Source organism: Pseudomonas sp. DF5, from assembly GCF_058148225.1.
Genome location: NZ_JBYVYM010000013.1, coordinates 80305 through 102175, shown reverse-complemented (window position 1 = coordinate 102175; position 21871 = coordinate 80305). Strand labels below are relative to the sequence as shown.

The 21871-nt window shown below is 57.7% G+C and carries 21 protein-coding genes and 5 tRNA genes; 20 read left to right on the top strand and 6 right to left on the bottom strand.

Annotated features, from left to right (window positions below; all coding sequences use genetic code 11):
- Nucleotides 1-234: 234 nt before the first annotated feature.
- Both AC30D7_RS14275 and AC30D7_RS14270 read left to right on the top strand, forming a co-directional pair.
- Entirely contained in the window at nucleotides 235-1053 is an 819-nt protein-coding gene (locus AC30D7_RS14275) for a shikimate 5-dehydrogenase (RefSeq protein WP_018925409.1), read from the top strand.
- A gap of 198 nt (nucleotides 1054-1251) precedes the next feature.
- Entirely contained in the window at nucleotides 1252-1770 is a 519-nt protein-coding gene (locus AC30D7_RS14270; protein WP_490134483.1) for a cupin domain-containing protein, read from the top strand.
- Nucleotides 1771-1940: 170 nt separating this feature from the next.
- Here the strand turns inward: AC30D7_RS14270 and AC30D7_RS14265 are convergent, their stop codons facing one another.
- Nucleotides 1941-2588 (bottom strand): YceH family protein, encoded by a 648-nt coding sequence (locus AC30D7_RS14265; RefSeq protein WP_305480573.1) that lies wholly within the window; start codon nucleotides 2586-2588, stop codon nucleotides 1941-1943.
- A gap of 127 nt (nucleotides 2589-2715) precedes the next feature.
- Here AC30D7_RS14265 and AC30D7_RS14260 point away from each other — a divergent pair, with 127 nt between their 5' ends.
- Nucleotides 2716-3225: a DUF1993 domain-containing protein gene (locus AC30D7_RS14260; RefSeq protein WP_095633963.1), complete on the top strand. Its 510-nt coding sequence runs from the start codon at nucleotides 2716-2718 to the stop codon at nucleotides 3223-3225.
- Between the two features lie 70 nt (nucleotides 3226-3295).
- On the opposite strand, the gene sstT is transcribed toward AC30D7_RS14260, so the two are convergent.
- Nucleotides 3296-4528, bottom strand: a complete 1233-nt coding sequence (sstT, locus tag AC30D7_RS14255; RefSeq protein WP_490134482.1) for a serine/threonine transporter SstT — start codon at nucleotides 4526-4528, stop codon at nucleotides 3296-3298.
- A gap of 334 nt (nucleotides 4529-4862) precedes the next feature.
- Here sstT and AC30D7_RS14250 point away from each other — a divergent pair, with 334 nt between their 5' ends.
- Nucleotides 4863-6017, top strand: coding sequence for an MFS transporter (locus AC30D7_RS14250; protein ID WP_028941214.1), 1155 nt, complete (start codon nucleotides 4863-4865; stop codon nucleotides 6015-6017).
- A 4-nt stretch (nucleotides 6018-6021) separates the two neighbouring features.
- Here the strand turns inward: AC30D7_RS14250 and nhaR are convergent, their stop codons facing one another.
- Nucleotides 6022-6921: a transcriptional activator NhaR gene (gene nhaR, locus AC30D7_RS14245; RefSeq protein WP_138867943.1), complete on the bottom strand. Its 900-nt coding sequence runs from the start codon at nucleotides 6919-6921 to the stop codon at nucleotides 6022-6024.
- 156 nt (nucleotides 6922-7077) lie between these two features.
- Between nhaR and AC30D7_RS14240 the strand changes: the two genes are divergently transcribed.
- Nucleotides 7078-7320: a hypothetical protein gene (locus AC30D7_RS14240; protein WP_007940414.1), complete on the top strand. Its 243-nt coding sequence runs from the start codon at nucleotides 7078-7080 to the stop codon at nucleotides 7318-7320.
- A 28-nt stretch (nucleotides 7321-7348) separates the two neighbouring features.
- Entirely contained in the window at nucleotides 7349-8098 is a 750-nt protein-coding gene (locus AC30D7_RS14235; protein ID WP_018925415.1) for a TerC family protein, read from the top strand.
- Nucleotides 8099-8178: 80 nt separating this feature from the next.
- On the opposite strand, the gene AC30D7_RS14230 is transcribed toward AC30D7_RS14235, so the two are convergent.
- Complete coding sequence (locus AC30D7_RS14230) at nucleotides 8179-8349, bottom strand: hypothetical protein (protein ID WP_490134481.1); 171 nt, start codon at nucleotides 8347-8349, stop codon at nucleotides 8179-8181.
- Nucleotides 8350-8520: 171 nt separating this feature from the next.
- Between AC30D7_RS14230 and AC30D7_RS14225 the strand changes: the two genes are divergently transcribed.
- The 3 genes from AC30D7_RS14225 to AC30D7_RS14215 all read left to right on the top strand — a co-directional run bounded on the left by AC30D7_RS14225 (nucleotide 8521) and on the right by AC30D7_RS14215 (nucleotide 9795).
- Nucleotides 8521-9249: a cysteine peptidase family C39 domain-containing protein gene (locus AC30D7_RS14225; RefSeq protein ID WP_490134480.1), complete on the top strand. Its 729-nt coding sequence runs from the start codon at nucleotides 8521-8523 to the stop codon at nucleotides 9247-9249.
- A gap of 93 nt (nucleotides 9250-9342) precedes the next feature.
- Nucleotides 9343-9558, top strand: coding sequence for a DUF6021 family protein (locus AC30D7_RS14220; RefSeq protein ID WP_490134479.1), 216 nt, complete (start codon nucleotides 9343-9345; stop codon nucleotides 9556-9558).
- A 12-nt stretch (nucleotides 9559-9570) separates the two neighbouring features.
- Complete coding sequence (locus tag AC30D7_RS14215; RefSeq protein ID WP_490134478.1) at nucleotides 9571-9795, top strand: hypothetical protein; 225 nt, start codon at nucleotides 9571-9573, stop codon at nucleotides 9793-9795.
- Between the two features lie 58 nt (nucleotides 9796-9853).
- On the opposite strand, the gene pbpG is transcribed toward AC30D7_RS14215, so the two are convergent.
- Nucleotides 9854-10792 carry a D-alanyl-D-alanine endopeptidase gene (gene pbpG, locus AC30D7_RS14210; protein WP_490134477.1) on the bottom strand — a complete coding sequence of 313 codons (939 nt, stop codon included), beginning with the start codon at nucleotides 10790-10792 and terminating at the stop codon, nucleotides 9854-9856.
- Between the two features lie 259 nt (nucleotides 10793-11051).
- On the bottom strand, nucleotides 11052-11906 hold the full coding sequence (folD, locus tag AC30D7_RS14205; RefSeq protein WP_490134476.1) for a bifunctional methylenetetrahydrofolate dehydrogenase/methenyltetrahydrofolate cyclohydrolase FolD: 855 nt from the start codon (nucleotides 11904-11906) through the stop codon (nucleotides 11052-11054).
- Between the two features lie 275 nt (nucleotides 11907-12181).
- Here folD and AC30D7_RS14200 point away from each other — a divergent pair.
- The 11 genes from AC30D7_RS14200 (at nucleotide 12182) to AC30D7_RS14150 (ending at nucleotide 21652) form a co-directional block, all read left to right on the top strand.
- Nucleotides 12182-12258, top strand: a tRNA-Arg gene (locus AC30D7_RS14200).
- A 32-nt stretch (nucleotides 12259-12290) separates the two neighbouring features.
- Nucleotides 12291-12366: transfer RNA gene (locus tag AC30D7_RS14195), tRNA-His, on the top strand.
- A gap of 56 nt (nucleotides 12367-12422) precedes the next feature.
- Nucleotides 12423-12507: transfer RNA gene (locus AC30D7_RS14190), tRNA-Leu, on the top strand.
- Nucleotides 12508-12585: 78 nt separating this feature from the next.
- Nucleotides 12586-12661: transfer RNA gene (locus AC30D7_RS14185), tRNA-His, on the top strand.
- A 400-nt stretch (nucleotides 12662-13061) separates the two neighbouring features.
- Nucleotides 13062-14372: a trigger factor gene (gene tig, locus AC30D7_RS14180; RefSeq protein ID WP_019580008.1), complete on the top strand. Its 1311-nt coding sequence runs from the start codon at nucleotides 13062-13064 to the stop codon at nucleotides 14370-14372.
- Nucleotides 14373-14465: 93 nt separating this feature from the next.
- Nucleotides 14466-15101, top strand: coding sequence for an ATP-dependent Clp endopeptidase proteolytic subunit ClpP (gene clpP, locus AC30D7_RS14175; RefSeq protein WP_007940402.1), 636 nt, complete (start codon nucleotides 14466-14468; stop codon nucleotides 15099-15101).
- Between the two features lie 111 nt (nucleotides 15102-15212).
- The gene (gene clpX / locus AC30D7_RS14170) at nucleotides 15213-16496 is read left to right on the top strand and encodes an ATP-dependent Clp protease ATP-binding subunit ClpX (RefSeq protein WP_019648407.1); all 1284 of its coding nucleotides are present in this window, start codon (nucleotides 15213-15215) and stop codon (nucleotides 16494-16496) included.
- A 231-nt stretch (nucleotides 16497-16727) separates the two neighbouring features.
- On the top strand, nucleotides 16728-19124 hold the full coding sequence (gene lon, locus AC30D7_RS14165; protein WP_490134475.1) for an endopeptidase La: 2397 nt from the start codon (nucleotides 16728-16730) through the stop codon (nucleotides 19122-19124).
- Between the two features lie 151 nt (nucleotides 19125-19275).
- Nucleotides 19276-19548 (top strand): HU family DNA-binding protein, encoded by a 273-nt coding sequence (locus AC30D7_RS14160; RefSeq protein ID WP_002552737.1) that lies wholly within the window; start codon nucleotides 19276-19278, stop codon nucleotides 19546-19548.
- A gap of 53 nt (nucleotides 19549-19601) precedes the next feature.
- Nucleotides 19602-19678, top strand: a tRNA-Asp gene (locus AC30D7_RS14155).
- A 102-nt stretch (nucleotides 19679-19780) separates the two neighbouring features.
- Complete coding sequence (locus tag AC30D7_RS14150) at nucleotides 19781-21652, top strand: SurA N-terminal domain-containing protein (RefSeq protein ID WP_490134474.1); 1872 nt, start codon at nucleotides 19781-19783, stop codon at nucleotides 21650-21652.
- Nucleotides 21653-21871 lie beyond the last annotated feature (219 nt).

Below are 21871 nucleotides of genomic sequence, written 5' to 3'. Positions count from 1 at the left end.
AGTCCTCGGTTCTTCGACCCGGCGCTTGCGTCTGCAATAGAAACAAGTTGTCGCGGGGATACTTCTAAGACAGCGTTTTTTTGAAAATCAGCACAGCCATTGGGTAAATTTTGTGTAAGGTCTGTACCGGTTTCTTTACGGGGCTGTCTGGTACAGACATACCCTTATGATCGACCACAATTCGGTGGAATGGTTATTTCCGTCCATCTGAAAGTGCTATTGAAGGAGATTCGGATGCAGATGAACCCCAACAAAGACACCCAGTTGTGCATGTCACTCTCGGGGCGCCCCGGCAATTTCGGCCTGCGGTTTCACAATCATCTGTACGAACAACTGGGGCTGAATTTTTATTACAAGGCCTTTAGCAGCCAGGATCTGACGGGGGCTGTCAGCGGCATTCGTGCATTGGGTATTCGGGGTTGCGGCGTGTCGATGCCGTTCAAGGAGGCCTGCATCGCGCTGGTCGATGAACTGGACGCATCGGCGGAAGCCATTCAATCGATCAACACTATCGTCAACACCAACGGCCACCTCAAGGCCTACAACACCGATTACATCGCCGTCGCCCAGTTGCTTGAAACCCACCAGGTGCCCAAGGATTCGACCTTTGCCCTGCGCGGCAGCGGCGGCATGGCCAAGGCCGTGGCCAGTGCCTTGCGCGATGGCGGCTACAAAAACGGCTTGATCGTGGCCCGTAACGAACGCGCCGGGCGTGCCCTGGCCGAATCGCTGGGTTACCAATGGCAGGCGGAACTGGGTGCTCAACGCCCGCAGATGCTGATCAACGTCACGCCGATCGGCATGACCGGTGGCCCGGAAGCCGATCAACTGGCGTTTCCCCCTGAAGCCATCGCTGCTGCTGAAACTGTCTTCGACGTAGTGGCAATCCCCTCGGAAACACCGTTGATTGTGCGTGCTCGTGCTGAAGGCAAACGAGTCATCACCGGGCTCGAAGTGATTGCGATCCAGGCGCTGGAACAGTTTGTGCTGTACACCGGCGTACGGCCGACCGATGAACAGTTTCAAAAGGCCGTGGCGTTTGCCCGGAGCTGATCATCCCAAAATGTGTTGGCTGTACTGGCCCCTTCGCGGGCAAGCCACGCTCCTACAGGTTCTGCGCTGACCTTGTGGGAGCGTGGCTTGCTCGCGATTGCCGAGACTCGGTCTCCAGCCATTGCCGCGAATATCCCGGCCTATACTGCTCGCCAGCAAGCGAAGATTTGCTCTCCAGTCACCGTGGCCGAGGTTCCCATGCATCCTGCCATTCTCAACCTGAATCAGGTCGAACTTGTACCGCTGCCCGAAGGTTTTGCCCCCACCGGTGAAGCCGCCGGCCGCTATCAACAACGCCAGGCCCGCATTGGCCAGCAACTGGGCGCGCAAAAGCTGGGTTATCGGTTGTATGCCCTGGAGCCAGGCATGCGCGGCAGTCCGTTTCATAGCCATCGGGTCAACGAAGAGATGTTCTACATCGTGGCCGGGGAAGGGGAGGTTCGCCTTGGCGCCGAACGCTTTCCGATCCGCGCCGGGGACGTGATCGCCTGCCCGGCGGGCGGGCCTGAAACCGCGCATCAGATCATCAACAACAGCCAGGGCGAGTTGCGCTACCTGGCGGTCAGCAGCCAGCAATCACCGGACATTTGCGAATACCCGGACTCCGGCAAATACGCGGTGATGGACGATTTCAAGGTCGATGCCGAGGGCAATGCGTCGGGCTTCGTCGCCGTCGCGAGGCAGGCTGATGGCGTGGATTATTGGGACGGGGAGTAGCATTTCAGACTGTGGCGAGGGAGCTTGCTCCCGTTCGGCTGCGAAGCAGTCGCAAGGCCGGCAAACCCGGTGTGTCAGATGTGATGCGTTGACTGCTTTGGGGCCGCTTCGCGACCCAGCGGGAGCAAGCTCCCTCGCCACAGGGAGCTCGGCACATCGGGAGCACGGGTCTATTCGAGGCGCGCCAGGCGTTCTTCCAGGGCCGCGATCCGTGCTTCAAGCTCTTCGATCCGCTCAACCGACACACCGCTGCTGGCACCACGCTCAACCGGGTTCTGCCGGGCAGCGAGGATCGCTTCGATATCCGCCGGATCGCCCAGCGCATGCATGTAACGATCTTCGCGCTGGCCGGCTTGACGCGGAATCAACAGCGCCAGGCCTCGGGCGATCAAGCGCTCCAGTTGATGCACCACCTGTTCGGCATCTTCGAAGTCATGCATGCGGCCGCTGCGGGTCAGCAGTTCGTTGACCGTCTGCGGACCGCGCAGGAACAACAGCCCCGTCAGAATCACCTGGGCCGGCACCAGTTCCAGCGCCTTGTCGACCCGATGCTCCCAGCGGTCGGCACGGCTGCCCATCACCAGCCGGGTGAAGCCGCGACCTTCAAGGGCGCGCAGGCTCTGGCCGACCTGGCCCTGGCTGAGGTTCATCACCGGTTCGCGGCTGGTTTTCTGGTTGCAGGCAATCACCAGGGCATTGAGGGTCAGCGGATAGGTTTCCGGGCTGGTGGCCTGTTTTTCGATCAACGAGCCCAAAATGCGGATTTCCGTGCTGTTGAGCCGCGGTTCGTCGAAGGTTGTCTCTTGTTCAGTGCTCATCGCGCTTTTCCCTAGGCAGTCGAGCCGCCTAGCCTAATCCTTGCTGGATAAAAGACAAGTCGCAGGGCGCGCCGGCATGGCTATAATCGCTCCACGTTTTTTACTCCCGTCACCACACGAGACTGCCATGACTATTTCCCTGTACGCCGCATCCGTTCCGGTTTTCCAGCAAATGCTCAACGCCCTGAGCAACAACCTGAGCAAGGCCGAAGCCCACGCCACTGCGAAAAACATCGACCCGAACGCATTCCTGCAAGCCCGTCTGTACCCGGACATGTTCCCGCTGGTGCGTCAGGTGCAGATCGCCGTTGATTTCGCCAAAGGCGTGTCGGCGCGCCTGGCTGAAGTCGAACTGCCGAAATACGATGACACCGAAACCACCTTCGCCGAACTGCAAGCGTTGATCGCCAAGGTTCTGGCCTTCATCGGCGAGATCAAGCCCGAGCAGATCAACGGCAAGGAAGGCATCGAAATCGTGACCCGTCCTGGCACCCCTAAAGAGAAGCGCTTCACTGGCCAGGCTTACCTGCTGAGCTACGGTCTGCCGCAGTTCTTCTTCCACGTCACCACCGCCTACGCGCTGCTGCGTCACAACGGTGTGGAAGTGGGCAAGCGCGATTACATGGGCGCGTTCTAAACCACCCAGGTACAAAAAAGCCCGCCAAGGTGTAAGCCTTGGCGGGCTTTTTCGTTTTTGTCGGTGCGTTCTACGCCAAACGCTGCGCCTTCAACTCTTCACCCTGGCACGCCGCCGCGGTGAACAGCACGTCGGTGGAGGAGTTCAGCGCGGTTTCCGCCGAGTCCTGCAATACACCGATGATGAAGCCGACCGCCACTACCTGCATGGCGATTTCGCTCGGGATGCCGAACAGGCTGCACGCCAGCGGAATCAGCAACAACGAACCGCCCGCCACGCCCGAGGCGCCACAGGCACAAATTGCCGCGACGACGCTGAGCAGAATGGCCGTCGGAATATCCACGGCGATGCCCAGGGTGTGCACGGCGGCCAGGGTCAGCACAGTGATGGTGATCGCCGCGCCGGCCATGTTGATGGTCGCGCCGAGCGGGATCGACACCGAATAGGTGTCTTCGTGCAGGCCCAGGCGTTTGCTCAACTCCAGGTTGACCGGAATGTTCGCCGCCGAACTGCGGGTGAAGAAGGCAGTGATGCCACTCTCGCGCAGGCAAGTGAGCACCAGCGGGTAAGGGTTGCGACGCAGCTTCCAGAACACGATGGCCGGGTTCATCACCAACGCGACGAACAGCATGCAGCCCAGCAGCACCGCCAGCAGGTGCATATAGCCGATCAATGCGCCGAAACCGGAAGTGGCGAGGGTCGAAGCCACCAGACCGAATATCCCCAGCGGCGCAAAGCGAATCACCAGGCGCACGATCACGGTCACGCCATTGGACAGGTCGCCCAGTACTTCGCGCGTCGTCTCGCCAGCATGGCGGATCGCAATGCCCATGCCGATCGCCCACGCCAGAATGCCGATGAAGTTGGCATTCATCAGTGCGCTGACCGGGTTGTCGACCACGCTCAGCAGCAAACTTTGCAGCACTTCGCTGATGCCGCCCGGCGCGGTGACTGCAACGTCCTGGGTCGACAGCACCAGGCTCGACGGAAACAGCGTACTGGCGATCACTGCAACCACGGCTGCGGCGAAGGTGCCCAGCAGATACAGAAACAGGATCGGCCGGATATGGGTTTCCTGGCCGTGCTTATGGTTGGCAATCGAGGCCATGACCAGCACGAACACCAGGATCGGCGCGACAGCCTTGAGCGCCGACACGAATACTTTGCCAATGAAGGCGGTGGACTTCGCCACCTCAGGCGCGAACAGGGCCAGGGCAATCCCGGCGATCAGGCCGATGATGATTTGCGTGACCAGGCTGCTGCGTTTCAGGCGTTGCAAAAGAGAAGGGGATGAAGCGGTCATAACGGTATCTCTGATTTTATTAGGGTGCAGGGTTCCTTGGCTCATGCAGCAAAAAGCCGGGCAGGCTACATGGAGGGAACCGAAGGGGTCGCCACATCAATGCCAATCACTGGCCGATGAGCAAGGTGTCAATCTCGCGGGTCGCGGACTTTATCACAGCGTAGCCGCGATCCTTCAGACCTGTGACGATCTGCCACTCGATTGTTCAACGCGATTTGCAGGTTCGTGCAACTTCGTTTGGAAACACTCTGTTAAGCTTCGCCATCCTCATTTTCTAGTTCTGCCAGTGGGCCTCCGGGCTGTCGCTGGTGTCGTCGTTTTCCTGGAGTTCTGCATGCTGTTGCCCATTCTTCTGTTGTCCGCCGCCGGTTTCACGGTGCTGACCACGGAATTCATCATCGTCGGCCTGTTGCCGGCAATCGCCCGTGACCTGGACGTCAGCATTCCTCAAGCGGGTTTGCTGGTGACTCTGTTCGCGTTCACCGTGGCCGCGTTCGGGCCGTTCCTGACGGCGTATTTCGCAAGGTTTGAACGACGCAAACTGTTCATCAGCGTGTTGATCATGTTCGGCCTGGCCAACACGCTGGCGGCATTTGCGCCGAACATTTGGGTGATGGCCATTGCCCGGTTGATTCCGGCGCTGGGGTTGCCGGTGTTCTGGGCGTTGGCCAGTGAAACCGCAGTGGACATCGTCGGGCCGGACTACGCCGGGCGGGCGATCGCCAAGATCGGTTTTGGCATCGTCTGCGCAACGGTGTTCGGCATTCCGGTCGGCACGCTGATTTCCGACGCATTCGGCTGGCGCAGTGCCTTTGGCATTCTGGCGGTGATCGCGTTTGCCAAGGCGCTGCTGCTGTTTATCTATTTGCCGAAAACCAGCCTGCACCAGCATCAGGTGAGCTTCCGTTCGCAGTTCAAGATCCTGCGCAGCCCGCTGATGCTGGGTCATGTACTGCTGTCGATCCTGGTGTTCAGCGGCATGTTCACCGCCTACACCTACCTGGCCGACATTCTTGAACGCCTCGCCGGTTTCAACGGCACGGTGGTTGGCTGGTGCCTGATGGGCTTTGGCGCTGTGGGGCTGATCGGCAACTCGCTGGGTGGCCGCGCGGTGGATCGTCACCCGCTGATCGCTTCGGTGACGTTTTGCGCGTTCATGATTGCCGGTATGGTGACGCTGGTGCCGAACATTCACTCGCCGCTGGGGCTTGCGGCAGCGATGGGGATTTGGGGCGTGACCCAGGCGGCGTTGTTCCTGGTCAGTCATGTGCGTTTGATGAAGGCGGCGCCTGAAGCGCCGGCCTTTGCTGCGTCGCTGAACATTGCCGGGGCCAACCTCGGGATCGGCCTGGGTGCCATGGTTGGCGGCCGGGTGATCGACAGTGTGGGCTTGGGCGGACTGGGTTTCGCCGCAGCCGGTTTTATCCTGGTGTCGATTCTCCTGGCCATGGCGCTGATGACCTTCAAGCCCCGGGAAATCTGCGCCTGAGGCTTCACATCTCGGTGAACAGCTCGCGTCGGGCACCTTCGGTAATGGCGACAATGCCGGGGTGCTTGACCTTGCGTTCCACCGAAATGGCGTAGAACGACTCGCGCACCGCGTCGGTCTGGCCGATCAACTCCACGCCGCATTGGCGTTTCACCTCGTCGGCAATCACGCTCGGGCCGATGAATATCCCGCTGCCAGATTGGCCGAAGGCCTGCATCAAGGCACTGTCGTCGAACTCGCCGACGATTCGCGGCTGGATCTGCTGTTCGGCAAACCAGCGTTGCAAGCGACTGCGCACCACGGTTTCCGGCCCGGGAATCAACAACGGGGCGCCGTGCAGGCTGTGGGGAAAATCCTGGCCGTATCGCGCGGTCAATTCGGCGGTGGCGAAGAAGCTGATGCCGCATTCGCCGAGCTTCTGGCTGTAGCCCTTGATGTCCAGATGCGAGGGCATCGGGCTGTCGGAAATCACCAGGTCGAGGCGTTGAATCGCCAGGTCGGCGAGCAATCGTTCCAGTTTGTCTTCGCGGCAGGTGATGCGTAGCGGCTCGCTCAACTCCATGGTCGGCGCGATCAGGCGATAGACGATGGATTTGGGCACCACGTCGGCGACGCCCACCCGAAACAGAATCTGTTGCTCATTGGGTTGTGCCCGCAGCATCAATTCCAGTTCGCCTCCGAGTTGAAACATCTGCTCGGCGTAGGGCAGGGTCTGACGCCCGGCTTCGGTGAGTTCCAGTTGCCGGCCGACCCGGCGAAACAATTCGATGCCATAGGTTTGTTCGAGCAGGGAAATCTGCCCGCTGATGGTCTGTGGCGTCAGGTTCAGTTGCTCGCAAGCGCGCACGATGCTGCCGGTCTTGGCTACCACCCAGAAATAATGCAGCTGTCGGTAATTCAGCATTCATGTTCCCCGTAGCGTATGTTCTGCTCTGGATTCGTAAAAAACGAAGTATAACCGCTGAAAATACGAATTTTCCTGAAGTGTCTGCGTCTTTAGACTGCCTCGCTATCGACGGAGCGCCTTTTGGGTTCTGTCTGTTCTATCGAGGAGAGCATCATGAAGCTTAAAACCACAGCGCTGCTGATCACGTCTTTACTGGTGTTGGCCGGTTGCGACCAGGCCGAGAAGAGTGCTCAGCAATTGATGGGCAAGGCAGCCGAAAGTGCCAAGCAGGCGATTGACGATACCCACAAAGCGGCCGAACAAGCGTTGAGCGAGGCCACGAGTGGCTTGATCAGCAAGAAAGAGCAACCGGCCAAAGAGACGGGTAAAACCGATTCTTCGTCCCAGGAAATCTAAGCCGTCTACAACGAGTCAGGACTGACCCATGGAATACCTTTTAGAACTTGCTGCAAGCCCCACCGCCTGGGTCGCCCTGGCCACGTTGGTGGTGATGGAAATCGTGCTCGGCATCGATAACCTGATCTTCATATCGATTCTCACCAACAAGTTGCCCGAACAGCATCGCCAGAAGGCGCGGCGCATCGGTATCGGCATGGCGTTGATCCTGCGTCTGGCGCTATTGAGCACCATCGCGTTCATCGTCCAGTTGACTGAGCCCGTGATCGATATTCTCGGCCACGCGTTCTCCTGGAAAGACATGATACTGATCGCCGGCGGCCTGTTCCTGTTGTGGAAGGCGACCACCGAGATTCATCACAGCATGGACCCATCGCCGGAAGATCCGACGTCGGCCACCTCGACCGTGACCCTGGGCTTTGCCGCTGCGATCGGTCAGATCCTGATGCTGGATATGGTGTTCTCCATCGACAGCATCATTACCGCTGTCGGCATGACCGAGCATTTGCCGATCATGATCATCGCAGTGGTGGTGTCGGTCCTGGTGATGTTGCTGGCCGCTGATCCGCTGGCCAAGTTCATCAACGACAACCCGACGGTGGTGATGCTGGCACTGGGCTTCCTGATCATGATCGGCATGACGCTGATCGCCGAAGGTTTTGGCGCCCACGTACCAAAAGGCTACGTCTACGCGGCCATGGCGTTCTCGGCGACGATCGAAGGCTTGAACATGCTGTCGCGGCGGGCCAAACAGAGGCGCGTTGCAGCAGAAGCTTAATCGCCGATAAACGAAACGGCCGCCTGAACTCGCGAGAGTCCAGGCGGCCGTTTTTTGTTTGTACGACTGAAAAGCGCCAGTCAGTGCGCGGTGACGGGGTGTGTAGCCGGTTTATCGGTTTTGGCCACGGGCGTCGATTGAACCGGGTGGTAATGGTGCCGACGGGTAATGCGCAAAACGCCCCACAACATGGCTGCGGCCACTGCCAGCCAGCCGGAAATCAACATCACAATGGTCATTGTCAGGCTCATCAGTGCCTCCTCTTTGCCCTGCAGCGGGCGCACGCTCTTCCTTGGTAAAGGACAGTCTAGCCGTTGCTGTGTTTCAGGCTATTGACCAAAGGTCACCAGTCATCAACCCGTTCGCTCTATCAAATGCAAACAACTGCCGGTTAAGGCTATACCGCTGTCGCGCGGCATCCTATGATCGACGGCCAAGCCGGCTGTGTGAGCGCCTGGCGTCTGAACAAGAGAGTGATGATGGTGCGGGTATTTTCTCGAATTCGATCTTTGGCACTGATCGTTGGCTGCGTTGCCGGCCTGGCTGGCTGCGCGGGGAGCGTAGCGCCTGAGATCAAGCGCCTACCGGAGCGTGTCGAACTCAGCGGCACGTTCTACCGTGGGCAAAGTTATCAAAGCGGGCCTCAAGTGCTGGCGAGCCTGTTGTCCCAGCAAGGCATCGTGATGACTCCGGGGCTGCTCGAAAAGCCCCTGCATTTGCCGGGTGCCGAAGACCGGTTGCAGCAGAACATGCAAAACCTCGCCCGCGAGTACGGGATGGTGGTCTATCCCCTCGACAGCCAATTGCCGGCGCTGCTGGCCCAGGTCGCGGCCGGTTATCCGGTGATGGTGCGCTTCACTGAAGGCTCGGCGTTCTGGGCTGAGCCGCGATACGCCATTCTTGCCGGTTACAACCGTCAGAAGCAGACCGTGTTGCTGCGTACCGGGATGGATCGTCGGTTGCTGATGGGGTTCGGCGCTTTTGAGTCGGCGCTCGGGAATGCCGGCGGCTGGGCCGTTTTGATCCAGAAGCCGGACCAGATTCCGGCCAACGTCGATCAACAGCGCTGGCTGAAAGCGGCGAATGATCTTGCCCAGTCGGGCCAGGAGCAGGCGGCAGCCAGGGCGAAAAAGGCGCTGACCGCGCAGTAGGTTCCGCTCGTCATCTGCAAGGCACGACTCAGCGATTTTGGTCTCTTATATAAAGAGCCCGGATTCTCGCCGGGCTGTGACCAGGAGGCGTCCATGGCTCATTCCAATACACCTGTCGGCCCGCACTCGTCGGAGCATTCGTCTGATAATGAGTTGGGGTTCGACCCCGATTCCCCGGACGTTGCGGATCCTCAGGTCGACCCCATCGGACCTGCCAGGGCGCCCAGGGACATAAAACCGGGTGAGGAGGGCAAGAAGAAGCCGGCCAAGCCTTACGACCCGCTCGGTAATCTGAGACCCAGGTCTTAGTGAGAGGTGCATATGTCTACCGATTCGAGCTTCGACGACAAACATCCGGACCCTCCCGACAGTGTTCCAACAACCGCCGAACCGGAACTGGATCCGGTGATGGATCCGGACAGCCCGCTAAGGGATCCCTTGGCCAGGCCAACGGTGGTGCCGACTAAGCACCCACAGGGCTGGAGAGATCCGAGTGCCGGGGATGGCATTCCGGATGACGATCAGATGCCGCTGCCCAATGATTGAGCGCCGGACAAAAAAAGCCCCGAATATTCGGGGCTTTTTATTTACGGATGTTTCGACCTTATTTTGAGGCTTCAATCACACCGCTCTGGCGATGCTTGAGGTTCTTGTCTGACTTGTATTGCAGCGCGACGGACGGCACGTTGGTGCTCTTGCCGGTTTCGACCCAGCTACGAATCCGGGTCGCATCGGCAAAGTGCGTGTATTTGCCGAAGGCATCGAGAATCACCAGCGCAACCGGACGGTTACCCATGCTGGTCACCAGCACCAGGCAGTGGCCGGCCTCGTTGGTAAAACCGGTTTTCGTCAGCTTGATGTCCCAGTTCGGCTTGTTGATCAAATGGTCGGTGTTGTGGAACCCCAGGCTGTAGTTGGGTTTACGGAAACTGACGGTTTTTTCCTTGGTGGTGCTCAGCTCGGTCAACAGCGGGTACTTGTGCGCGGCGATCAGCAGTTTGCTCAGGTCGCGGGCGGTGGACACGTTACGCGGGGAGAGGCCCGTCGGTTCGACGAAGTGGGTGCTGGTCATGCCCAGTGCCTTGGCTTTGGCGTTCATGGCGGCGATGAACGCGACATAACCGCCCGGATAGTGATGCGCCAGCGTCGCAGCGGCACGGTTTTCCGATGACATCAGGGCAATCAGCAGCATCTCGCGGCGCGACAATTCGCTTTTTAGTTTGACCCGGGAGAACACGCCCTTCATTTCCGGGGTGTCGCTGATGTTGACGGGAATGTATTCGTCCATGTTCTGTCGCGCTTCCACGACCACCAGGCCGGTCATCAGTTTGCTGACGGACGCGATGGGTACGACGACATCAGGATTGCTGGCATAGATGACTTTGTTGGTTTGCAGATCCATCAGCAAAGCGCTGCCGGACGCGATCTTCAGTTGTGAATTGTCTCGTGGCGCTGCGGTGGTTTCGGCAGCGTTGACCGTTGGCGTGATGAAAGTCCCTGTAACTGCAAAAACTAGGCTCAGGATGGAAAGACGGATTTTCACGCTGGCAGACTCATAAAGGGTGGATATGCCGTTCTGTAACGGGCTGTTTCTTAAAAACGACGCATTTTAGGAGTATGTGCCAGGAAAGCCATAGGCGCCTGTAAGACAGGGGGTAAAAGTGAAGAATATTTAATTCAGAGGCCCTTTTTCAGCCGTCCGGTCTTGCAGCTTTCCGACAGTGGCAGAGTTTTTCTACTGGCAAAAAGAACCCCGCAATGGGCGGGGTTCTTTTAATGCGGCGCTGCGTGCGAGCGTGAACTCAGCTGTGCAGTGTTTCTGCGGCGTACAACGTGTTTTCCAGCAGGCAGGCGCGGGTCATCGGGCCGACGCCGCCCGGTACCGGAGTGATCCAGCCGGCACGGGCCAGGGCGGATTCGTAAGTCACGTCGCCCACCAGCTTGCCGTCTTCCTGACGGTTGATGCCGACGTCGATCACGATCGCGCCTTCCTTGATCCACTCACCTTTGACCAGGCCCGGCTTGCCGGCGGCAACCACTACCAGGTCGGCGCGACCGACGTGGCCGGCCAGATCCTTGGTGAAGCGGTGGGTGACAGTCACGGTGCAACCGGCCAGTAGCAGTTCCATCGCCATCGGACGGCCAACAATGTTGGAAGCCCCGACAATGACCGCGTCCATCCCGTAAAGATTGACGCCGGTGCTTTCCAGTAGCGTCATGATGCCTTTGGGCGTGCACGGGCGCAGCAGCGGAATGCGCTGGGCCAGGCGACCGACGTTATAAGGGTGGAAACCGTCGACGTCCTTGTCGGGACGAATGCGCTCCAGCAATTTGGAGGCGTCCAGGTGTTCAGGTAGAGGCAGCTGAAGCAGAACGCCGTCGATTGCCGGGTCGTCGTTCAGGCGATCGATCAGATCGGTCAGCGCTTCTTGAGTGGTGTCGGCAGGCAGGTCATAGGCTTGGGATAGGAAGCCGACCTCTTCACAGTCTTTACGCTTGTGCGAGACATAAACCTGAGAGGCAGGATCGCTGCCGACCAGGATCACCGCGAGGCCGGGTGTGCGCAGGCCTTGCTGGCGACGCTCGGCAACTCGTTTGGCGATCTGCTGGCGCAGGCTGGCGGCGATCGATTTGCCGTCGATTAGTTGTGCAGTCATTGCGCGTGATTAACCATCGAGAGGGGAAAAAAAGAGAGCGCATTCTCGCATGTCATGAGGTGAGGGCAAAGGCGCTTGGTCTGCAAATTCCCCTAACTCCTTTAATTAAATGAATTTTTTTCAAAAAGGATTTGACGACCTTCGGGGGGCTCTATACTATTCGTCGCACTTGTCGGGCACAGCCTAGCACTGGTTAAGAAGGTCGAGCGAAGTTACGGTTTCGCAAGACTGAAAAGCACTTAGTTTGTAGTCCTTCAAGGGTACAGATTAACAAGGCGCCCGTAGCTCAGCTGGATAGAGCATCCGCCTTCTAAGCGGATGGTCGCAGGTTCGAGTCCTGCCGGGTGCGCCATTAGGCAGCATTGGCACAAGTAGCGCGATATGGTGGGCGTAGCTCAGTTGGTAGAGCACGGGATTGTGACTCCCGTTGTCGTGGGTTCGATCCCCATCGTCCACCCCATATTTCGAAAGGCGCCAGATTAACAGTCTGGCGCCTTTGCTTTAACAGCTTCAACCGCGGATGTGGTGGAATTGGTAGACACACTGGATTTAGGTTCCAGCGCCGCGAGGCGTAAGAGTTCGAGTCTCTTCATCCGCACCAAATAAAGCTTCACTCATGCCGCTTGGCATGATTGAGGTTCAACAAAGAAGTTGTTTGGCTTCTTTGTCATGCAATATGGTGGGCGTAGCTCAGTTGGTAGAGCACGGGATTGTGACTCCCGTTGTCGTGGGTTCGATCCCCATCGTCCACCCCATATTCCGAAAGGCGCCAGATTTAACAGTCTGGCGCCTTTTTTGTTTCAGTGGTTTGAGTGTCGGCGGCTGCAGGTTGTGGGCCGCAGGGGCAGGTCGCTTCGTCGTATTTATGTTTCTCGATGATGCTCGATTTGCCCGCCGATCCCCTCGCGGGGTTGGCTGTCAGGGACGGATTGCCGAATCCTTCTATATATAGGAAGGTGGGTGCAGAGCCCTGGCTTGATTGGCTGTATTTGCTAACAGGGCGAGGCATAACCGTTTGTCCCCGCCTATAAATTGCCTGCTGTTTTTTTACCCGTTTTCAGTAGGGTGACTTCTTGAGTTTGACCCACTAGAATGCATGCCCTTGATTCTGGGGTCGGAAACGGCCGGCTAACGTCTGTGCAACGAGGAATATCCATGCAAGTTTCTGTTGAAAATACTTCTGCTCTTGAGCGCCGCATGAGCATCACCGTGCCGGCTGAGCGCATCGAGACTCAGGTCAACAAGCGTCTGCAGCAGACTGCCCAAAAGGCCAAGATCGCTGGCTTCCGTCCAGGCAAAGTGCCAATGAGCGTGATCCGTCAGCGTTTCGGGGCTGATGCGCGTCAAGAAGCTGTGGGCGACGTGATCCAGTCTTCCTTCTACGAAGCTGTCGTCGAGCAGAAGCTGAACCCGGCTGGTTCGCCTTCGATCGAACCTAAAACCCTGGAAGCGGGCAAGGACCTGGAATACGTAGCTGTATTCGAAGTGTTCCCTGAGTTCACCGTTGCCGGTTTCGAAGGCATCACCGTCGAGCGCCTGAGCGCCGAAGTGGCTGACGCCGATCTGGACAAGATGCTGGAAGTCCTGCGCAAGCAGAACACCCGTTTTGAAGTGGCCGATCGCGCTGCCCAGAACGAAGACCAGCTGAACATCGATTTCGTCGGCAAGGTCGACGGTGAAGTGTTCGCAGGCGGTTCTGCCAAGGGTACTCAGCTGGTGCTGGGTTCCGGCCGCATGATCCCTGGTTTCGAAGACGGTCTGGTTGGCGCTAAAGCCGGCGAAGAGCGCGTTCTGAACCTGACCTTCCCAGAGGACTACCAGAACCTCGACCTGGCAGGCAAAACTGCTGAGTTCACCGTGACCGTGAACACTGTTTCTGAGCCTAAACTGCCAGAGCTGACCGAAGAGTTCTTCGCTCAATTCGGCATCAAGGAAACCGGTCTGGAAGGCTTCCGCACCGAAGTTCGCAAGAACATGGAGCGCGAACTGCGTCAGGCGATCAAATCCAAGGTCAAGAATCAGGTGATGGACGGTCTGCTGGCCACCAACCCGATCGAAGTGCCCAAGGCTCTGCTGTCCAACGAAGTCGACCGTCTGCGCGTGCAGGCTGTTCAGCAGTTCGGTGGCAACATCAAGCCTGACCAACTGCCGGCCGAGCTGTTCGAAGAGCAAGCCAAGCGCCGCGTCGTGCTGGGTCTGATCGTGGCTGAAGTGGTCAAGCAATTCGACCTCAAGCCTGACGAAGCCCGCGTTCGCGAGATGATTCAGGAAATGGCTTCGGCCTACCAAGAGCCTGAGCAGGTTGTGTCCTGGTACTACAAGAACGACCAGCAACTGAACGAAGTCCGTTCGGTTGTGCTGGAAGAGCAAGTTGTGGATACTGTTCTGCAGAAAGCTAGCGTGACCGACAAATCGGTCTCTTACGAAGAAGCAGTCAAGCCGGTAGAAGCTCCACAAGCCGACTGATCGTTTTTGCGGTAAGAAGCACACACCATAAGCCAGCCTTCGTGCTGGCTTATGCGTATTCAAGACATAACTATTTGGGAGTGACTGCAGAGCATGTTCCGTAATTCGTATATTCAGCAGAACTCAGATATCCAGGCCGCAGGCGGCCTGGTCCCGATGGTTGTCGAGCAGTCTGCTCGTGGCGAGCGCGCCTATGATATTTACTCGCGTCTTCTCAAGGAGCGAGTGATCTTTCTGGTTGGTCCGGTAGAGGACTACATGGCTAACCTGATTTGTGCGCAACTGCTGTTCCTTGAAGCGGAAAACCCGGACAAGGACATCCATCTCTATATCAACTCCCCGGGCGGTTCGGTAACGGCGGGCATGTCGATCTACGACACCATGCAGTTCATCAAGCCAAACGTGTCGACCACCTGTATCGGTCAGGCATGCAGCATGGGCGCATTTCTGCTGACCGCCGGTGCCCCCGGCAAGCGTTACTGCCTGCCGAACTCGCGTGTGATGATTCACCAGCCACTGGGCGGTTTCCAGGGGCAGGCGTCGGATATCGAAATCCATGCCAAGGAGATCCTGTTTATCCGCGAGCGTCTCAACACGCTGATGGCCGCGCATAGCGGTCGCACTCTTGAAGAAATCGAGCGCGATACCAATCGCGATAATTTCATGAGTGCAGAAGCTGCGCGTGAGTACGGCTTGATCGACGAAGTGATCAGCCAGCGCCCTGTTTAAAATAAGCAGCCCAAAACAGGCTTGGTCGGCAGGTCCGACACCAGCGGGCTTGAAAAAGCCCGCAATAGCCTTCATCTTGTGTTGCAAGCCTATCGGATTTGGATCGAACGAATGACTGACACCCGCAACGGCGAGGACAACGGCAAGCTGCTCTATTGCTCCTTCTGTGGCAAAAGCCAGCATGAAGTGCGCAAATTGATTGCCGGCCCCTCGGTCTTTATCTGCGACGAGTGCGTCGACCTGTGCAATGACATCATCCGCGAGGAGGTGCAGGAAGCCCAGGCCGAAAGCAGCGCGCATAAATTGCCTTCGCCTAAAGAAATCAGCGGCATCCTCGATCAGTACGTGATTGGTCAGGAGCGCGCGAAAAAGGTTCTGGCCGTAGCGGTGTACAACCACTACAAACGTCTGAACCAGCGTGACAAAAAGAATGACGACGTCGAACTCGGCAAGAGCAACATCCTGCTGATCGGCCCGACAGGCTCGGGTAAAACCCTGCTGGCCGAAACCCTGGCCCGCTTGCTGAACGTTCCGTTCACTATCGCCGACGCAACCACCCTCACCGAGGCAGGTTACGTGGGGGAAGATGTCGAGAACATCATTCAGAAACTGCTGCAGAAGTGCGATTACGACGTAGAAAAAGCCCAGATGGGCATTGTCTACATCGATGAGATCGACAAGATCTCGCGCAAGTCTGACAACCCGTCGATCACCCGGGACGTTTCCGGTGAAGGCGTGCAGCAGGCCCTGCTCAAGTTGATCGAAGGCACGGTCGCTTCCGTTCCGCCTCAAGGTGGTCGCAAGCATCCGCAGCAGGAATTCCTTCAGGTCGACACCCGTAACATCTTGTTCATCTGCGGCGGTGCGTTCTCCGGTCTGGAAAAGGTTATTCAAAACCGTTCCACCAAGGGTGGCATCGGTTTCAGCGCAGAAGTGCGCAGCAAGGAAGAAGGCAAGAAAGTCGGTGAATCCCTGCGTGAAGTCGAGCCTGACGATTTGGTCAAGTTCGGTCTGATCCCGGAATTCGTCGGTCGTCTGCCGGTACTTGCCACGCTGGACGAGCTTGATGAGGCTGCGCTGATGCAGATTCTCACCGAGCCCAAAAATGCTCTGACCAAGCAGTATGCCAAGCTGTTCGAGATGGAAGGCGTGGACCTGGAATTCCGGGCCGACGCGCTGAAATCGGTCGCCAAACGTGCCCTGGAACGCAAAACCGGTGCCCGTGGCCTGCGCTCGATTCTCGAAGGTGTATTGCTCGACACTATGTATGAAATCCCCTCGCAGTCCGAGGTGAGTAAAGTAGTGATCGATGAAAGCGTTATAGAAGGCAAGTCCAAGCCACTGTATCTCTACGAAAACAGTGAGCCGACTGCCAAGGCAGCACCGGACGCCTAAGCGTCACACTGCTGTAATAAAGAAGGGGCCTTCGGGCCCCTTTGCTATTGTGGGAGTCGGGGCAGCAACCTGATTTCTCGGATGCGCCTGGATCAATGCAGGCGCTGCCGTAAGCTCTGATTTTTTAAGTGATTCTTTTATCCGCTTGTTTTTTTTGAGAACAGCCCCCATCTTGGTTTCAAGCTTACTTCCATCTGTTTACGGCCTTATGGCCGCCGTAGAGGCGAAATCATGAAGACGACCATCGAATTGCCTCTCCTGCCATTGCGTGATGTCGTGGTTTATCCGCACATGGTTATCCCGCTGTTCGTGGGGCGCGAGAAATCCATCGAAGCTCTCGAGGCAGCGATGACGGGCGACAAGCAGATCCTTCTGCTGGCTCAGCGGAATCCTGCTGACGACGATCCCGGTGAAGAAGCACTTTATCGCGTAGGCACCATTGCTACCGTTCTGCAGCTGCTCAAGCTGCCTGACGGCACCGTCAAGGTTCTTGTCGAAGGCGAGCAGCGGGGCGCCGTGGAGCGCTTCAGCGAAGTCGACGGCCACTGCCGTGCCGAAGTCTCGCTGATCGACGAAGTCGACGCGCCTGAGCGCGAATCGGAAGTGTTTGTCCGTAGCCTGCTGGCTCAGTTCGAACAATATGTGCAGCTGGGCAAGAAAGTCCCTGCTGAAGTCCTGTCGTCGCTCAACAGCATCGACGAGCCGGGCCGCCTGGTCGACACCATGGCCGCGCACATGGCCCTGAAGATCGAGCAGAAGCAGGAAATCCTCGAAATCATCGATCTGTCGGCTCGGGTCGAGCACGTCCTGGCGTTGCTGGATGCCGAAATCGATCTGCTGCAAGTCGAAAAACGCATTCGCGGTCGCGTTAAAAAGCAAATGGAGCGTAGCCAGCGCGAGTACTACCTGAATGAGCAGATGAAGGCCATTCAGAAAGAGCTGGGCGACAGCGACGAAGGCCACAACGAAATCGAAGAGCTGAAAAAGCGCATCGATGCAGCGGGTCTGCCGAAAGACGCGTTGGCCAAGGCTCAGGCCGAACTGAACAAGCTCAAGCAAATGTCGCCAATGTCCGCGGAAGCGACCGTGGTGCGTTCGTACATCGACTGGCTGGTTCAAGTGCCGTGGAAAGCCCAGAGCAAAGTGCGCCTGGACCTGGCTCGCGCCGAAGATATTCTCGACGCCGACCACTACGGTCTGGAAGAAGTCAAAGAGCGGATCCTCGAATACCTCGCCGTGCAGAAGCGTGTGAAGAAGATTCGCGGCCCGGTATTGTGCCTGGTCGGTCCTCCAGGGGTGGGTAAAACCTCTCTGGCGGAGTCGATTGCGCATGCCACCAACCGCAAATTCGTCCGCATGGCCCTTGGTGGCGTGCGCGATGAGGCGGAAATTCGTGGTCATCGCCGGACTTATATCGGTTCGATGCCAGGAAGATTGATTCAAAAGATGACAAAGGTGGGCGTCCGCAACCCGCTGTTCCTGCTCGATGAAATCGACAAAATGGGCAGCGACATGCGTGGCGATCCGGCGTCGGCGTTGCTGGAAGTGCTCGACCCCGAGCAGAACCACAACTTCAACGATCACTATCTGGAAGTCGACTATGACCTGTCCGATGTGATGTTCCTGTGCACCTCCAACTCGATGAATATTCCACCGGCGCTGCTGGACCGGATGGAAGTGATTCGTCTGCCGGGTTACACCGAAGACGAGAAGATCAACATCGCCGTCAAATACCTTTCGCCCAAGCAGATTGCTGCCAACGGCCTGAAGAAGGGCGAGCTGGAATTCGACGCCGAAGCGATCCGCGACATCATCCGCTATTACACCCGCGAAGCCGGTGTGCGTGGGCTGGAGCGCCAGATTGCCAAGGTTTGCCGCAAAGCGGTCAAAGAGCATGCACTGGAAAAACGCTTCTCGGTGAAGGTGACAGCCGACATGCTGGAACACTTCCTGGGTGTGCGTAAATTCCGCTACGGCCTGGCCGAGCAGCAGGATCAGATCGGGCAGGTAACCGGCCTGGCATGGACCCAGGTGGGCGGCGAATTGCTGACCATCGAAGCCGCAGTCGTGCCGGGTAAAGGCCAACTGATCAAGACCGGTTCCCTGGGTGACGTGATGGTCGAATCGATCACCGCAGCCCTGACCGTTGTCCGCAGCCGTGCGAAGAGCCTGGGGATTCCCCTGGACTTCCACGAGAAGCGCGACACGCATATCCACATGCCTGAAGGGGCGACCCCGAAAGACGGCCCTAGCGCCGGTGTAGGCATGTGCACGGCCCTGGTGTCGGCATTGACTGGTATTCCTGTGCGCGCGGATGTCGCCATGACTGGCGAAATCACCTTGCGTGGTCAGGTATTGGCAATTGGTGGCTTGAAGGAAAAGCTGCTGGCGGCTCACCGTGGTGGAATCAAGACGGTGATCATTCCCGAAGAGAACGTACGCGATCTGAAGGAAATTCCTGACAATATCAAGCAAGATCTGCAGATTAAACCAGTTAAATGGATTGACGAGGTCCTGCAAATTGCGCTGCAATACGCGCCGGAGCCCTTACCGGATGTGGCTCCGGAGATCGTTGCAAAGGATGAAAAACGCGAGTCTGACTCTAAGGAAAGAATTAGCACGCATTAGTACGCATTTGCCTGGGGGGCTTCCTTGACAGTTTTTTAGAGCCCTTGTTATAAAGCGGCTCTATAAGTGTCTGTAGGCCATTCAGCACTCGTTTTTTTGCTTTCACCAAAAAACTTAGAATCAAACTCAAATAGATATAAGGGGACTTAGAGTGAACAAGTCGGAACTGATTGATGCTATCGCTGCATCCGCTGATATCCCGAAAGCTGCTGCTGGCCGTGCGCTGGACGCTGTAATCGAATCCGTCACTGGCGCTCTCAAGGCTGGCGACTCTGTTGTTCTGGTTGGTTTCGGTACCTTCTCCGTGACCGATCGTCCAGCTCGCATCGGTCGTAACCCACAGACCGGTAAGACGCTGGAAATCGCCGCCGCCAAAAAACCAGGTTTCAAAGCCGGTAAAGCACTGAAAGAAGCTGTCAACTAAGTTCGATTCAGGTTTTTGCCTATCCGGGTCGGGGTCATTCCTGACTTGGCAGCGGAGCGGTAGTTCAGTCGGTTAGAATACCGGCCTGTCACGCCGGGGGTCGCGGGTTCGAGTCCCGTCCGCTCCGCCAGTTACGAGAAGGCGCATCCTCGGATGCGCCTTTCTTCTATCCGGATTCTACCCACGCTCCACGGTTGCCTAATTTTGAAGTTCAACCGTTTCTGGGGGACGCATGCTGCAGAATATCAGGGACAATTCACAAGGCTGGATTGCCAAGACCATTATCGGGGTCATCGTTGCACTGATGGCTTTGACCGGTTTCGACGCTATTTTCAAGGCCACGACGCACAAAAATGACGCGGCCAAGGTCAACGGCGAAGAAATCAGCCAGAACGAGCTGAGCCAGGCGGTCGATATGCAACGCCGTCAGCTCATGCAACAGCTGGGCAAGGATTTCGATGCTTCCTTGCTCGACGAAAAAATGCTGCGCGAATCGGCCCTCAAAGGCTTGATCGATCGCAAACTGCTGCTGCAAGGCGCAGAAAAATCGAAATTCGCTTTCTCCGAAGCCGCTTTGGATCAGGTGATCCTGCAAACGCCTGAATTCCAGGTGGACGGCAAGTTCAGCGCCGAGCGTTTCGACCAGGTGATCCGTCAACTGGGCTACAGCCGTCTGCAATTCCGTCAGATGCTGGCTCAGGAAATGCTGATCGGTCAGCTGCGCGCTGGCCTGGCCGGTAGCGGTTTCGTCACCGATGCACAGGTGTTGGCCTTCGCTCGTCTGGAAAAACAGACCCGTGATTTCGCCACCGTGAACATCAAGGCAGACCCGGCGGCAGTGAAATTGACCGACGATGAGGTCAAGGCCTACTACGACGAACACGCCAAGGAGTTCATGACGCCGGATCAGGTGGTCATCGATTACCTCGAATTGAAGAAGGCATCCTTTTTCGATCAGGTCAGCGTCAAGGACGAAGACTTGCAAGCGGCGTATCAGAAAGAAACCGCGAACCTGTCCGAGCAACGCCGGGCTGCGCACATTCTGATCGAAGTGAACGATAAGGTGACCGAGGCGCAAGCCAAGGCCAAGATCGAAGAAGTGCAGGCGCGCCTGGCCAAAGGCGAGAGTTTCGAGGCCCTGGCCAAGGAGTTTTCCCAGGATCCAGGCTCGGCGAACAACGGCGGTGACCTCGGTTTTGCAGGTCCAGGCGTTTACGATCCAGCGTTTGAAAAAGCCCTGTATTCGTTGGCCAAGGATCAGGTCTCGGAGCCGGTTCGCACTGACTTCGGTTTCCACCTGATCAAGCTGTTGGGTGTCGAAGCGCCTGAAGTGCCAACGTTCGCCAGCCTGAAAGACAAGCTGACCCGCGAGTTGAAAACCCAGCAAGTCGAGCAGCGTTTCGTCGAAGCGACCAAGCAATTGGAAGACTCCTCGTTCGAGTCCTCTGATCTGGCCCAGCCGGCACAAGACCTGAAACTGACCGTTCACACGTCCGCGCCATTCGGCCGTGAAGGTGGCGAAGGCGTTGCAGCCAATCGTGCCGTGGTGACCGCTGCGTTCAGTCCTGAAGTGCTGGATGAGGGTGCCAACAGCACCGCCATCGAGCTGGACCCGGAAACCGTGATCGTGCTGCGCGCCAAGGAGCACCGCAAGCCTGAGCAACTGCCGCTGGAAAGCGTAGCTGCCAGCATCCGCGTGCAATTGACCAAGGAGCACGCCAGTGCCGCCGCCAAGACCAAGGCCGATCAACTGATCGCCAGCTTGCGTGATGGCAAGACCGCACTGGACAAGGCGATCGATGGTCAGAACTGGAAAGTCACCGCCACTGCGACTCGCGCTCAGGAAGGGGTCGACCCAACCGTGCTGCAAGCGCTGTTCCGCATGCCCAAGCCAGTCTCCAAAGACAAGCCGACCTTCAGCAGCGTGACCCTGGCCGACGGTAGCCTGGTGATCGTGCGTCTGAACGGCGTGAATGAAGGCGCTGCGCCGACCGAAGAAGAGAAGGCTCAATACCGTCGCTTCCTCGCCTCGCGCATTGGCCAGCAAGACTTCGCGGCTTACCGCAAGCTGCTGGAGCGTGAGGCTGAGATCAAGCGTTTCTGATGCCTGACTGAGTTTTGCGCGACACAAAGGACCCCAGCCCAAAGGCTGGGGTTTTTTATGGGTGAAACGAAAATATCGCAGCCTGCGACAGTTCTTTCAGGGGATCGCGGTCATCCGTAGGCGCTGCCACAGGCTGCGATCTTTTGATTTTCGCTCCGGCGGGACTTTCTCCCGAGATGATGGTCAATGAATCTGTAGCCGTTTTAGACAATCGTTGCT

Excerpts from the sequence above, each read along its gene's own strand:
- folD (WP_490134476.1), bottom strand. The coding sequence starts at position 11,906 with ATGACTGCACAACTAATCGACGGCAAATCGATCGCCGCCAGCCTGCGC.
- AC30D7_RS14150 (WP_490134474.1), top strand. The coding sequence starts at position 19,781 with ATGCTGCAGAATATCAGGGACAATTCACAAGGCTGGATTGCCAAGACC.
- AC30D7_RS14215 (WP_490134478.1), top strand. The coding sequence starts at position 9,571 with ATGTCTACCGATTCGAGCTTCGACGACAAACATCCGGACCCTCCCGAC.
- tig (WP_019580008.1), top strand. The coding sequence starts at position 13,062 with ATGCAAGTTTCTGTTGAAAATACTTCTGCTCTTGAGCGCCGCATGAGC.
- lon (WP_490134475.1), top strand. The coding sequence starts at position 16,728 with ATGAAGACGACCATCGAATTGCCTCTCCTGCCATTGCGTGATGTCGTG.
- AC30D7_RS14225 (WP_490134480.1), top strand. The coding sequence starts at position 8,521 with ATGATCGACGGCCAAGCCGGCTGTGTGAGCGCCTGGCGTCTGAACAAG.
- AC30D7_RS14230 (WP_490134481.1), bottom strand. The coding sequence starts at position 8,349 with ATGAGCCTGACAATGACCATTGTGATGTTGATTTCCGGCTGGCTGGCA.
- AC30D7_RS14235 (WP_018925415.1), top strand. The coding sequence starts at position 7,349 with ATGGAATACCTTTTAGAACTTGCTGCAAGCCCCACCGCCTGGGTCGCC.
- AC30D7_RS14270 (WP_490134483.1), top strand. The coding sequence starts at position 1,252 with ATGCATCCTGCCATTCTCAACCTGAATCAGGTCGAACTTGTACCGCTG.
- AC30D7_RS14265 (WP_305480573.1), bottom strand. The coding sequence starts at position 2,588 with ATGAGCACTGAACAAGAGACAACCTTCGACGAACCGCGGCTCAACAGC.
- AC30D7_RS14220 (WP_490134479.1), top strand. The coding sequence starts at position 9,343 with ATGGCTCATTCCAATACACCTGTCGGCCCGCACTCGTCGGAGCATTCG.
- AC30D7_RS14260 (WP_095633963.1), top strand. The coding sequence starts at position 2,716 with ATGACTATTTCCCTGTACGCCGCATCCGTTCCGGTTTTCCAGCAAATG.
- AC30D7_RS14250 (WP_028941214.1), top strand. The coding sequence starts at position 4,863 with ATGCTGTTGCCCATTCTTCTGTTGTCCGCCGCCGGTTTCACGGTGCTG.
- clpP (WP_007940402.1), top strand. The coding sequence starts at position 14,466 with ATGTTCCGTAATTCGTATATTCAGCAGAACTCAGATATCCAGGCCGCA.
- clpX (WP_019648407.1), top strand. The coding sequence starts at position 15,213 with ATGACTGACACCCGCAACGGCGAGGACAACGGCAAGCTGCTCTATTGC.
- nhaR (WP_138867943.1), bottom strand. The coding sequence starts at position 6,921 with ATGCTGAATTACCGACAGCTGCATTATTTCTGGGTGGTAGCCAAGACC.
- AC30D7_RS14275 (WP_018925409.1), top strand. The coding sequence starts at position 235 with ATGCAGATGAACCCCAACAAAGACACCCAGTTGTGCATGTCACTCTCG.
- AC30D7_RS14240 (WP_007940414.1), top strand. The coding sequence starts at position 7,078 with ATGAAGCTTAAAACCACAGCGCTGCTGATCACGTCTTTACTGGTGTTG.
- sstT (WP_490134482.1), bottom strand. The coding sequence starts at position 4,528 with ATGACCGCTTCATCCCCTTCTCTTTTGCAACGCCTGAAACGCAGCAGC.